At 59.8% G+C, this 12397-nt stretch carries 7 protein-coding genes and 4 pseudogenes; 4 read left to right on the top strand and 7 right to left on the bottom strand.

All coding sequences use genetic code 11. The features are described from left to right. Positions 1-32: 32 nt before the first annotated feature. Together QWI20_RS20930 and QWI20_RS20925 are read right to left on the bottom strand one after the other, a co-directional pair. Complete coding sequence (locus QWI20_RS20930) at positions 33-719, bottom strand: AlgP family protein (RefSeq protein WP_369307049.1); 687 nt, start codon at positions 717-719, stop codon at positions 33-35. A gap of 215 nt (positions 720-934) precedes the next feature. After that, on the bottom strand, positions 935-1738 hold the full coding sequence (locus QWI20_RS20925; RefSeq protein WP_369307048.1) for an IclR family transcriptional regulator: 804 nt from the start codon (positions 1736-1738) through the stop codon (positions 935-937). Between the two features lie 693 nt (positions 1739-2431). Here QWI20_RS20925 and QWI20_RS20920 point away from each other — a divergent pair. Together QWI20_RS20920 and QWI20_RS20915 are read left to right on the top strand one after the other, a co-directional pair. Further along, complete coding sequence (locus QWI20_RS20920) at positions 2432-5434, top strand: autotransporter domain-containing protein (RefSeq protein ID WP_369307047.1); 3003 nt, start codon at positions 2432-2434, stop codon at positions 5432-5434. A 151-nt stretch (positions 5435-5585) separates the two neighbouring features. After that, positions 5586-8696, top strand: coding sequence for an autotransporter domain-containing protein (locus tag QWI20_RS20915; protein WP_369307046.1), 3111 nt, complete (start codon positions 5586-5588; stop codon positions 8694-8696). 265 nt (positions 8697-8961) lie between these two features. Here QWI20_RS20915 and QWI20_RS20910 read toward each other — a convergent pair. Continuing rightward, positions 8962-9114, bottom strand: a pseudogene (locus QWI20_RS20910) (MFS transporter); the annotation flags it as partial. A gap of 100 nt (positions 9115-9214) precedes the next feature. Here QWI20_RS20910 and QWI20_RS20905 point away from each other — a divergent pair. Then, a pseudogene (locus QWI20_RS20905) lies at positions 9215-9459 on the top strand (hypothetical protein); the annotation flags it as partial. A gap of 495 nt (positions 9460-9954) precedes the next feature. Here QWI20_RS20905 and QWI20_RS20900 read toward each other — a convergent pair. Beyond that, positions 9955-10281: a low molecular weight protein tyrosine phosphatase family protein gene (locus QWI20_RS20900; RefSeq protein WP_369307045.1), complete on the bottom strand. Its 327-nt coding sequence runs from the start codon at positions 10279-10281 to the stop codon at positions 9955-9957. Between the two features lie 195 nt (positions 10282-10476). On the opposite strand from QWI20_RS20900, the pseudogene QWI20_RS20895 reads away from it, so the two are divergent. Beyond that, positions 10477-10716: pseudogene (locus tag QWI20_RS20895) on the top strand (SDR family oxidoreductase); the annotation flags it as partial. 189 nt (positions 10717-10905) lie between these two features. Here QWI20_RS20895 and QWI20_RS20890 read toward each other — a convergent pair. The 3 genes and pseudogenes from QWI20_RS20890 to QWI20_RS20880 all read right to left on the bottom strand — a co-directional run bounded on the left by QWI20_RS20890 (position 10906) and on the right by QWI20_RS20880 (position 12243). Beyond that, entirely contained in the window at positions 10906-11274 is a 369-nt protein-coding gene (locus tag QWI20_RS20890; RefSeq protein ID WP_369307044.1) for a hypothetical protein, read from the bottom strand. Next, positions 11271-11636: a DoxX-like family protein gene (locus QWI20_RS20885; RefSeq protein WP_369307072.1), complete on the bottom strand. Its 366-nt coding sequence runs from the start codon at positions 11634-11636 to the stop codon at positions 11271-11273. Before QWI20_RS20885 ends, QWI20_RS20890 begins: the two co-directional genes overlap by 4 nt. A 155-nt stretch (positions 11637-11791) precedes the next feature. Beyond that, a pseudogene (locus tag QWI20_RS20880) lies at positions 11792-12243 on the bottom strand (thiol-disulfide oxidoreductase DCC family protein). Positions 12244-12397 lie beyond the last annotated feature (154 nt).

Raw genomic sequence — 12397 nt, 5'->3', positions numbered from 1 at the left:
CCCCGCGCAATGCGGGGCGAACGGCGACACCACTACAGCGAGCGCTCAAGCCACTCGGGCTGGAGCGCCGATTCAGCATGCGGCGCGTCATCCGGCTCGGGTGCAGCGCTGGCCTCGGCGACCCCGTGGGCCAATGGTGCAACCTCGCTTGGCGCATGCTTTCGTCCCTTGACCACCGTCACCGTGGGCTTGGCGACCACCGCATTAGCAATGGCTTTCAGTGCTGTCGCCTGCTTGGCAGCGCGCAGGGTCGCGGGCGAAGGCTTCACAGCAGACTTGGCGGCCACTTCCGTTTGTGCGGCTGGCGAGCTGCCTCCGCCTTCGCGCTGGCGCAGCATTTCACCGGCGGCTTCACGTATCTTGCCCACGCCCTGCACCAACGTGAGACTTACGTGAATGTCGTGCTTCAAGTGACTGATGTATTGCCGGGTCTCATCGATCTGAAGTTGCAACTCAACCAAAGCTGCTTCAAGCAGTGAGAGAGTGGCCCGCAGCTTTGTCTGTTTTTTGCGTTTGGAGGTTGGCGTGTAGTCGAGACGGTCCCGCTGCTTGCCACGCTTTTTTTCCACCTTGCTGCGCTTCTTTTCGAACCGGGAAAGCTTCTTTTCAGCATCAGCAAGGGTTTGTCCGCAGGCTTGCTCAAAATGCTCCAGCAAAAGGGTGGTGAGTTCCTGAAGCAGCAGTAGCGGTGTGAGCTGTATTTTTTTTCTACTCGCCATAACATCCCTCCTTCCCGAATCGCGCGTGCCTTGGCCGGACGGCCTTTGGCCTCTGAACAGTTAAGACCGCGGGTCGGGGTTATGGTTGGGTCAATCACGGACCCATTTCTCGATCTCGTCACCTGCAGGCGCTATCCGGGCTTTCAACAGCATGTGAGTGCCGCCCGTTGCTTCAACGTTTCGCCCCGCCCCCTCCTGCTCCGCGCAGCGACACGCTAGCCGCCCAGCTCCGCCGACAGCCGTGCCGCCGCGTCCTTGATCACCGGCACCAGGTCGGCCATTTTTTCCAGCGGCATGTATGGCACGGTGCTGGCGATGCTGATGCCAGCGACGATCTGTTTGCTGGCGTCACGCACCGGCGCGGCCACGCAGCGAATCGACGGCTCGTTGTCTTCCAGATCGAATGCATAACCGCCTCGCACGTACTCGTGCATGCGCGCCTGCACCTGCGCCCAGGTCTGCTCTTCATGGGCCGGCCACAGCGGGTTTTTGCCGGTGGTCGGCACGCTGATTTCGTACAGCCGTTGCCATTCGCTTTCCGGGCTGTCCAACAGCAACGCCTTGCCGATGCCGGTGCGCGCCAGCGGCATGCGATGGCCCACCCGCGAACGCATCTCCGGGCCATTGCGCCCGGGGTTTTTATGCAGGTACAAGACTTCGTCACCGTCGCGCATCGCCAGGTGCACGGTGTCGCCGGTGAGCGCCGACAGTTCGTCAAGAAAGGGTCTGGCGAGCACCAGCAGCGGCACTTCTTCATGGGCCTGGAATCCCAGCTCGATCAACCTGGGCCCCAGCACATAGCCCGTTTGCGGCAACACCCGCAGGTAACGCTCCTCCACCAGGCAACTGGCAAGCCGGTGCGTGGTGCTGCGGGTGGTGCCGATCAGCCGGGCGATTTCCTTGAGGTCGCGAGCGCCGCTGGCGACCGCCTGAATCACGCCCAGGCCGCGAATCAGCGTTTGCGTGCCGGTGGGTGCAGGGTCTTTGCCAGTGACGGCGGTGTCGGATGCATCTTGCATGGCGCGCCTTATCGAATCAGAAAACCGGCGTCATTATCGTCGCCAGCCTTGCAGCCTGCCAGCGCTGCAGAGCATCTTACTTTCATACGGCGGGACGTCGCGACCTAGCGCTGGCTGTCGCTACCGATGCACTGAAGTGTTGCGGAAAAATCCGACCGACTCATGAGTCTCCCTGGAACGGCGCTTGGTTCCGCAAGCACGGCTTCGGTACGGTGCCCAGTGAACACACAGCCGAGGGTTTGAAACAGATTAGGGACGAAGCATCGCTTGCCGTGCCAGCACTGCGGTAAGTTGCGCAAACATAATAATTGCGCCCGCGGACCCTTTGGCGCTCGTGTACTTAACGCCCATTACTCCTGATTCACGCTGTTTATTACTTGAATAAATCCTTGCTGCGCATCCCGCATGGAACTTGTGACTGTGGAAGGTTCGCCAAGACGCCTGCGCCAGATCAACTAAACACGCGCTACTTTTTCGACAATGCAACTAAAACGCCACTATTCCGCAATGCCCCTTAGTTGTGCCCGGACCTTCTAGGTCAGGCATCACAGCGCCTTTTGCCTAACTACCTGCGTATCGCCAGTCGTTGGCTTTGTATCAAAATTGAAACAAATTAGTTGCCATGCCCTGCGGAGCGGACTATTTTCTTACGGCGCTCACTAGGGAGCTAATAAATAAAAAAGGTGTGCAGGGATGCGAAGGTTCAAGCCGTCCAATGCTGTCCGTTATTCCGTTAAACCCGCAACCACGACCGCACTTTGCGCGTTGTCTTTTACCTTTGGCTGCTCGGCGTATGCCGACTATGCAGAACAGGGCAAGTTAGGCGACGCGGCCAGTTGGCGCTCGGAAGAATTTCAGAGCGACTGGGGATTGGGCCGTATCCAGGCTGACCAGGCCTATGCTGCCGGTATCACCGGCAACGGCGTAAAAATCGGCGCGATGGATTCGGGATTCGACCCCTCTCATCCCGAAGCCAGCCCATCCCGCTACCATGCGGTAACGGCCAACGGCACCTACGTAAATGGTTCGCCCTTTAGCGTCACGGGTGCCATCAACCCTAATAACGACACCCACGGCACGCACGTGACCGGGACCATGGGCGCGGCCCGCGATGGCGTCGGCATGCATGGCGTGGCGTACAACGCGCAAATCTATGTGGCCAACACCAACCAGAGCGATAGCTTCTTGTTTGGCCCGAGCCCAGACCCGCAGTACTTCAAGGCGGCTTATGGCGCGCTGGCCGATGCCGGTGTGCGGGCGATCAACAACAGTTGGGGTAGCCAGCCGCCGGATGTGACCTACGCGACACTGGAAGGCGTGCAGGCCGCTTATGCCCAGCATTACAACCGGGGCACCTGGCTGGATGAAGCGGCTAACGTCTCGCGCAAGGGCGTGATCAACGTCTTCAGTGCTGGCAATACCGGGTATGCCAACGCCAGTGTGCGTTCTGCGCTGCCGTATTTCGAGCCAGACCTGGAAGGCCACTGGCTGGCGGTGTCTGGCCTGGACAGCGCCAATGCCCAGCGCTACAACCAGTGCGGCATTGCCAAATATTGGTGCATCACCACACCGGGGAGGCTGATCAACAGCACCGTGCCGGGCGGCGGCTATGCGCTCAAGTCCGGTACGTCCATGGCCGCGCCCCATGCCACCGGCGCATTGGCGCTGGTGATGGAGCGCTACCCCTACATGAACAACGAGCAGGCCTTGCAGGTGCTGCTCACCACCGCGACCCAGCTCGATGGTTCGGTCACCCAGGCGCCCAATGGCACTGTGGGCTGGGGTGTGGTCAACCTTGAGCGGGCCATGCGCGGGCCAGGCCAGTTGCTGGGCACCTTCGATGCCACCCTGGGCGCCGGCCAAACCGATGTCTGGAGTAACGATATTTCTGATCAGGCGTTGATCCAGCGTCAGGCCGAGGACACTGCCGAACAGGCCGCCTGGCGGCAAACCCTGGTCAACAGAGGCTGGCAGAACGGCGTGGCCAGCACGGCCAGCCAACAGGACCAGACCGACTACGCCGTGGGCACCGCCCGTGCGGCGGCCGCGGCTCAGCGCCAGTACCAGGGCAGCCTGATCAAGTCCGGCGCGGGCCGATTGATCCTTGAAGGGAACAATACCTATCGCGGCGATACCCAGGTCAACGGCGGTGTGCTGTCGGTCAATGGCTCCCTGACGTCCGCCGTGCAGGTCAATGCGGGTGGCACCTTGGGCGGCAATGGCCAGGTCGGTAACCTCACCGCGTTGAGCGGCGGGCAGGTGGCGCCGGGTAACTCCATCGGCACCTTGCGAGTGAACGGTGACTTAACCTTCGCGCCAGGCTCAACCTACGCGGTAGAACTTTCACCCACTGCCAGTGACCGCATTGTGGCCACCGGCAGTGCCACGGTGTCGGGGGCCAACATGACCCTGGCCCTGGACCCAACGCCGCTGGCCTTGAATGCCACGCCTGGCCAAACCCTGCTTGGCCGCCAGTACAGCGTGCTGCAAGCCGCCAATGGTGTGAACGGGCAGTTCGCTGCGGTCACCTCCCACTACGCTTTCCTCGGCGGCCGGTTGGACTACGCCGTTAACGGCGTTGCGCTGAATATCGAACGCACGGCGGCTTTCGACAGCGTGGCGCAAACCCCTAACCAGGCAGCAGTGGCCTCGGCCGCCGAGCAATTGGGGGCGGGCAACGCGGTGTATGAAAACCTGCTGCTCGCGCCAAGTGCCGCCTCGGCGCGGGAGAGTTTCCAGCAGCTGTCGGGCGAGATCTACCCGGCAGTCGCCACCCAGTTGATCAACGACAGCCGCTATGTGCGTGATGCGGTTGGCGAGCGCCTGGGCGCCAGCGTCTTCGGCGCCGATACCCATACGGCAGCGCAAGACAATGTGTGGTTCAAGGCCTTGGGCGCGTGGGGCAAAACGGATTCCCGTAGCGATACGGCTGGCTATACCTCGTCCATTAGCGGCGTGCTGGCGGGTGTCGACGGCGACATAGGTGACGACACGCGCCTTGGCCTGGTAGGCGGCTACAGTGACAGCTCGGTCAATATGGGCTCGGGTACCCATTCCCGTGCATCAGTGGACAGCTACCATCTGGGCACCTACCTGGGTCATGAGATCGGCGCCTGGCGCTTGACCCTCGGCGGTGCCTACAGCTGGCACCGGATCGATGGCAAGCGCGACATACAGGTCGGCGGCGCCAGTGGCCGGGAGAAAACCAAACACGATGCGCAAACCGCACAGGTATTCACCGAAGCGGCGTACCGTATTCAGTTGCAGCCCGCAGTGCTTGAGCCCTTCGCCAACGTGGCCTATGTACACCTTGGCACTGACAGCTTCAGCGAGAAGGGAGATGCCGCAGCGCTTGCCTCCGGCAGCGATACCCGTGAAGCCGTGCTCAGCACGCTGGGTCTACGGGCGCTTAAAACCATCGCAATCAATGATCATCAGAAGCTGGAACTCTCCGGCAGCCTGGGCTGGCAGCACAACCTGAGCGATACCGATTCAGAGCAGCACATGGCCTTTGCGGCAGGCGGCAGCAGCTTTGGCATCGAAAGTTCGCCCTTGGTGCGTGAAGCGGCCCTGGTGGGTGCCCATGCCCGCATAGCGCTGAGCCGTGAGGCCAGCGTTAGCCTGGACTACAACGGCCAATTGGCCAGCCGTGAAAAAAGCCACGGCATCGGCTTGAGCCTTAACTGGCAGTTCTAAACGCAAAGCGGCAGGGCGAGCCAGGCCATCGCCCGCCGCGTGCATAGAGCTGAATGTTTCAACCTACCCATTGTTGGAAAAAGAACGACGCGGATGCCAAGACGGCATTCGCGCGGGGTTTTGTGTGCGCTAACTAAGGACAGTTATATCTATGAAAGAGCTATTCACCACTCGACAGGTTGCTGTCAGCTCCATTCGGCACGCTATTCGGCAAGCCAATCGCGCTTCTTGCGGCGCCCTCGCCTGTTACCTGGCCACCCTCGGTGTAGCCCATGCTGCGCCTTACGTAGAAGCCGGCCAGGCCGGGAATGTCGCCAGTTGGCGCAGCCCGGAGTTCACGGCCCAATGGGGGCTGGGCGCGATCAACGCCGACCAGGCCTACGCGGCCGGTTACACCGGCAAGGGCGTGAAGTTGGGCATTTTCGATCAGCCGGTGTACGCACCGCACCCGGAATTCGCCAGCCCGGATAAAGTGATCAACCTGGTTACCAGTGGCATTCGCGAGTACACCGACCCCTATATTCCGGTAAAGGCCGGCGACGCCTTCCGTTACGATGGCACCCCTACCCCTGACTCCAACGGCCGGCTGGGTAACCATGGCACCCACGTAGGTGGCATCGCTGGCGGCAACCGAGACGGTGGGCCTATGCACGGCGTGGCCTTCAACGCCCAGATCATCAGCGCCGACAACGGCGACCCAGGCCCGGAAGACGGCATTGTGCTGGGCAACGACGGCGCGGTTTACCAAGCTGGCTGGAATGCATTGGTCAGCAGTGGCGCGCGCATCATCAATAACAGCTGGGGCATCGGCATTACCGACCGCTTTGACCAGGGCGGTCGCGACCCGGCCTTTCCGCACTTTACCGTGCAGGATGCGCAGCTGCAGTTCGATCAGATCCGACAGATCCTCGGCACTCGCCCAGGGGGCGCTTACCAAGGCGCCATCGATGCAGCGCGCAGCGGCGTGGTCACCATTTTCGCCGCCGGCAACGACTACAACCTGAACAACCCGGACGCCATGGCCGGACTCGGGTATTTCGTGCCAGAGATCGCCCCCAACTGGCTGACGGTTGCTGCCTTGCAGCAAAACCCGAACGCCACGGCGGCCGGCGCCACGCCTTACACCTTGAGCACATTTTCTTCTCGCTGCGGTTACACGGCCAGCTTCTGCGTGTCGGCGCCAGGTACGCGGATCTACAGCTCCGTGCTCAACGGCACCAGCTTGCAAGACCTGACCGTGGGCTGGGCCAACAAAAACGGTACGTCCATGGCCGCGCCCCATGTAGCGGGCAGCATGGCGGTACTGATGGAGCGCTTCCCCTACATGACCGGCGCACAGGTGGCCGACGTGTTGAAAACCACCGCCACCGACCTCGGCGCGCCTGGCGTGGACGCGCTCTATGGCTGGGGCATGATCAACCTGGGCAAGGCCGTCAACGGCCCGAGCATGTTCGTCACCGAGGCGGATATTCCCGCCGAGTTTCGTATCAGCGGCGCCTATGGCGACAGCCAGTTCGTTGCCAACCTGCCGGGCACCGGCGCGGTGGTCGATGCCGGTAAACCGACCCAGCGCCTCTGCAGCGGGCCACAATGCGGGCGGGACGTGTGGAGCAATGACATAGCCGGGCATGGCGGCTTGACCAAGCTGGGTATCGGTACCTTGGTGCTGACTGGCGCCAACACCTACAGCGGCCCAACCCTGGTCAATGAAGGGCGCCTGGCGGTCAATGGTTCGCTGGCCTCGGCGGTGACCGTCAACGACACCGGCATACTGGGCGGCAACGGCCGGGTCGCGTCCCTTGCCGCCAACCGTGGCGGTACGGTAGCGCCGGGCAATTCCGTGGGTACCTTACACGTGGCGGGCGATCTTAACCTGGCGCCCGGGGCTGTGTATGCGGTGGAGTTGTCGCCCGCTGGCAGCGACCGCATTATCGCCGGCGGACAGGCTACGGTGAGCGGTGCGACCATGGCCCTCTCGCTGGAAAACGGCGTCGGCTTCACCACAAGCGAGGTCAACAGCCTGATCGGGCGGCAGTTCAGCGTGCTGCAAGCCGCTGGCGGCGTGCAGGGCCAGTTTGGGTCGGTGCTGGATAACTACGCTTTCCTGGATGGCAACCTGGCCTACAGCGGGACGGGCGTTGCACTGGCCCTGGAGCGCAATGGGGACAGCTTCGCCAGCGCCGCGCAAACCGCTAACCAGGCCAACGTAGCGGCGGCCGCCGAGCAATTAGGGGCCGGTAACGCGGTGTACGAAGAGCTGCTGTTGAGCCCTGATGCGGCTACCGCCCGGCGTGCCTACACCCAGTTGTCCGGCGAAGTGCACCCGGCCATCGCCACTCAGTTGATCAACGACAGCCGCCAGGTACGCGATGCCGTAGGTGATCGCCTGCGCGTCGAAGGGCTATACGACCAGCCTGCGGCGGGTGTTGAAGGCAACAACCTGTGGGTGAAAGGCCTGGGCGCCTGGGGCAAGAACGCCGGCAGCAGCGACAGCGCCAGTTCAACCTCTTCCCTGGGCGGCCTGCTCGCCGGGGTGGACGGCCTGGTGGCTGAGCACACCCGGTTGGGCGCCATGGTCGGTTACAGCGATACCTCGTTAGGCATGGGTGACAACACCCATTCCAGCGCCTCGGCCGATAGCTACCACCTGGGTGCCTACATCGGCCACGAAGAAGGGCCATTGCGCCTGACCGCGGGTGCATCCCATAGCTGGCACCGCATCGACGTCAAGCGAGACCTGCAACTGGGCACTTCGGCCGACCGCCTGAAGGTCAAGCGCGACGCGCAATCGACCCAGGTGTTCACCGAAGCGGCCTATCGTCTGAACCTGCAGCCTTTGGCGCTGGAGCCCTTCGCCAACCTGGCCTATGTGCACTTCGACAGCGACAGCTTTACGGAGAAGGGAGGCGCCACGGCGCTCAGGGGTAATGACGACACCCGCGACACGGTGCTGTCCACACTGGGCGCGCGTGCCGGTAGCCGGTTCAACCTCACCGATACCCAGAAACTGGACGTCTCAGGTACGTTGGGCTGGCAGCATAACCTGAGCGATACCTCGGCCGAGCAGCACCTGGCCTTTGCCAGCGGGGTGAATAGCTTTGCCGTGCAAAGCGTGTCCATGGACCGGGACGCCGCCGTCGTGGGCGCCCGCGCCAGCCTTGTCTTGAACCGGGATGCGCGGATCAACCTGGACTACAACGGCCTGCTGGGCGCCCGGGATAAAACCCACGGCGTAGGGCTGTCGCTGAATTGGGAGTTCTAACCTCAAAAGCTGCCTTAAAGCCTGCGCCAGCTCAGGTGCTCTTGCCAGATACTAAGAACCGTTTGGAGGGTCCATTTCGACCCTTCAAACGGTTCAGTAGCGATTCGGTGGAGCGCCTGAGCACCTGCTCGAAATAGTGTTCTCTTTGATGCAGACAACCTCTCAAGCCCGGTCTTACCCGGGCATAGATGGCTTCCGTGCTTCTCTCAAGGAAACGTTGGTCACGGGGCAAGTGATTGACGTGCCTCATTACGTATCGACAGGGTCATACCAACTCGATGCGTTTGACCTTGCCCACCAACAGGATGTAGGACAACGCCCCGAGCAACGCGAGAACGGCTATGTAGGTGATCGACGCCAGGCCGTTGCCGAAGAAGGCCAGCGCGAGGAAGGCGATCACCAATGGGGTCGAGTCCCAAGGGCAAGCGGATGCAGTAAAAGACGCCGTGAAGCCCTCGAACCATCGAGGAGATCGCTGGACATATCAAGCAAGGTCTTGCGAGTCTCAAAAAGGTCCCATGAGGCAGCCGCTATTTGATATTGATCTCAAACCCGTCACACGCGAGCACTACACCACGGGCAAGCTGCCATCAATTTTCCACATCCTGGAAGCACAACTGGTGGATGGCATTATCCAGCGCACTTCGACCGAGACTCGGGCGTGGCAGAGGTGTCATTGGCACGCACCCACTACCCCGATACCACCGACTTTTTCGGCAACGAGGCCGTCACCGACGTAACTGACCAAATGCCACAACGCGGCCGATGTCGTCGGCGGACAAAGCGAGCGCCTGCAGTACATCGATGCTACGTCCACTGTCCGTAACCTTAAGGTATCTCCACGCCGCTTCCAGCCTTGAATGGTCTGACCCGCTCTGATTTACACCGTACCAATCCGCTTTAGGAAATCTCTGCGTGTAGAGGCTTGGTCCATTTTTCCTGCAGGCTGCTTGCGTTGGACGATGGCGTCGTAGCACCTTCATCGTGGGCGTTCGGTCAGTACACATTCTGAATGTTGAAGGTCTGTGCCCCACCAGCATACTTTGCCTCGCTGGAACAGCAGCATGCACGTCGGATTGAGGAGGGATTGCATCTGCAGCAAGTGAGACAGGATGAAAGCAAGCAGCGGTTACGCCGAGAGCGGGTAAGCAACTTGGAGCGCTGGCGGCGCTCAGTTCAGCTTAGAGCGTTCGTCAAGGCCACCTGCAAGGGCTGCACATACGTCACTGCTGCCACCTCGCAACTTCCCGGGAGGTCCCTACTGCTCCAGGAATTCGCTCACCGCGCTCTCCAACAATTCCACCAGTTCGGGATCCATGTACTGAAAATCGTCAGGGATCTCAAGAACGTGCACGAGCTTGTGCTCAAGAAGCCGAGCGTATTCCGCTCGGAGCCGCTGCAGGTGTTTACGCTCCATTACGAAAATCACGTCTGCCCAACAAATGTCTGCAGGCCCGACTGATTTCCGTGCACTGGGACTGGTACCTGCCGAACGCACATTGAAGCCAGGTCGACGGCGCCACATGGCTTCTGCTGTCGGGCTTCGCCACTGGTTGCGACTGCAAATGAATAGGAGATTAGTCACCGGTGATCCAAGACGTCAAATGTGATTCTAAGAGGATGCAAATCGGGCGTCGAGCCAGAGTAGGGGTTCTTTTGGCTCTACGTAGCACCATCCTATGAACTCGGTTCATGAATGAAGCTAGCTTCGAACCTTGCAGCTTCATGTTGGTCGCAAAAAATCTGTGCCAGATCATTATTCGCCTGTTCTACTCCTTGTGCTCCTGGCCCTATAGATACCGAGCTTTTCCGAGCCACCAGGCCAGTAGGTAGCGATGCTGAGCGTCAACTACTTTCCACGATTCCGATGCAAAGGCTGGGAAGTCCAGCAGAAGTTGCCGCTTTGATAACCTTCCTGCTTAGTGAGCGTGCTTCTTTCGTGACGGGCCAAGTGATCAGCGTCGACGGCGGAGGAAGCCTAGGAGCCAGCCAGCGACTCAAGCAGTTATGTCTTGCATAAAGATGTTTAACAAAAGTCGCTAAAGTACAGGTCCAACAGCGAGATTCAGCAACCATGGAGCACACTATTTTGTGTCATGATAGCGAACAGTCGTCCCTATCGTGACCAGAATATGTAATCTCAAACATGAATCAATATCATTGCTGATAAAGAAATTTTCCTTCGGCCTTGGAGGGAGAGAGATAGAAGTTACGTTGCGCTTACTTGGATAAGTAGTACCAGGGCTATTACAAGAATAATCTGCACTGTCCAAGGAATTGTAAGCAGGTATCTGAATTTCACAGGGAAACGCTCGATGTCCTTTATATCTACCAAGCCCTTTTTCTCCCCAATACTTGGCATCCAAAGATAAATATAAATCATGTTGCAGCGCATAATCTTTCCCAAGAGCCCTGCGGCCGAAAAAACCTTTTTATTTTGCTCAACAAATTTACAGCTGGGAAGACAATGTTCAAATTTCTCGGTAAAGGCGTGAGCCACATAAAAAGAAGCACACACCGTAATTACGGCGGACAAAATAATAATTGTCGCTATCAGCCCAGGATCCACGTCTGTCATGGGGTTGTCTGCCTGTATAGATAGTCGCCCATCATCTCACCGCCTTTAGTTCCAAGCGCACCTCCCGCCATACCTCCGGCAGCCCCCCCAATTACTGCACATGCTAATGCGGCACCTCCGCCTGTCGGGATGCTTAATCCAACACATATAATTCCGGCAATGCCACTACCGACCGTGCCACCTATCGCTCCAAAACTCAAACTCCCACCGGCGATATTCAGGCTGACAGGGTTGAAAGCATCAACAAGGAGTGCGGGCTGCACCAGTGCAATATCCACAAGCAACGCTGCTAAGACGATAGCGGCGATCGCCAATGGCCACTTGTTCCGAGGTGCGAACAGCAGTGACGCTGCTAGTCCCAGTTGCGCTATGCCTGCGCCACGAGACAGCCAGGGAACGCACTCCAGGCCATGGCCCGCAGCAACAGTTGTTCTCCAGGACTAAGCGCAATCAGCTTCGGCACCAGGCCATGGTAGGAGACCGTCACGCCCCAGCCAATGTGCTTGGCGCATGGGGGTCATGGCTGCCCCTTTAGAAAGCGACGCTCATGATCTTGAGTCGGTAGCAGGCAGACATCGTACTGCCCGAATAATCTATATCGGTTGAGAGCAACAAGGTCATAAGACCAGTCCCGCAGCCACCGTGGAAATACCTTCAGCACTTGAAGCAGGGGCCACCCGCCCGGCAGCCGACCGATGACATCAAAAAACGCATCCGACCTCACCCAGTAATGATGGTCGCGGATAACCGCCATTGTATCGAACGTATCGACGGGTAACCCCGCCCAAGCCAGCAGCGCCCGACCTTCCTCGGATTGAACGGTGGCAAGCCGGACACGGTGGCCGCGATCATACCGGATCAAAAACTTCGCCCAGCCGTTGCACAGCTACAGACCCCGTCGAACAAGACGACGGTTTCATCAGGCGCCAGATAGGGTGCGGGGGTGAGACGAGTCAACGACGCAGGCATAGGCAGGACTCTAGTCGATACAGTGGCGTCATTCCAGGCGGCAGCGAATGCGCCACTGAACTGTTGATCCATACAGTATCTGGAGCTACTCTAGCCGGAGAACATACGTACTCCTGACGGCAATCTTATGACCCATCCCACTCCGTGCATCGCC

It is taken from the genome of Pseudomonas sp. W2-17 (genome assembly GCF_041060445.1).
GTDB lineage: Bacteria > Pseudomonadota > Gammaproteobacteria > Pseudomonadales > Pseudomonadaceae > Aquipseudomonas.
Note: the sequence above shows the minus strand (reverse complement) of the source record. Positions and strands in the feature narration are given on the sequence as shown.

Bases quoted from the DNA above. Each gene is read 5' to 3' on its own strand.
- QWI20_RS20930 (WP_369307049.1), bottom strand. From the start codon at position 719: ATGGCGAGTAGAAAAAAAATACAGCTCACACCGCTACTGCTGCTTCAG.
- QWI20_RS20925 (WP_369307048.1), bottom strand. From the start codon at position 1,738: ATGCAAGATGCATCCGACACCGCCGTCACTGGCAAAGACCCTGCACCC.
- QWI20_RS20920 (WP_369307047.1), top strand. From the start codon at position 2,432: ATGCGAAGGTTCAAGCCGTCCAATGCTGTCCGTTATTCCGTTAAACCC.
- QWI20_RS20915 (WP_369307046.1), top strand. From the start codon at position 5,586: ATGAAAGAGCTATTCACCACTCGACAGGTTGCTGTCAGCTCCATTCGG.
- QWI20_RS20890 (WP_369307044.1), bottom strand. From the start codon at position 11,274: ATGACAGACGTGGATCCTGGGCTGATAGCGACAATTATTATTTTGTCC.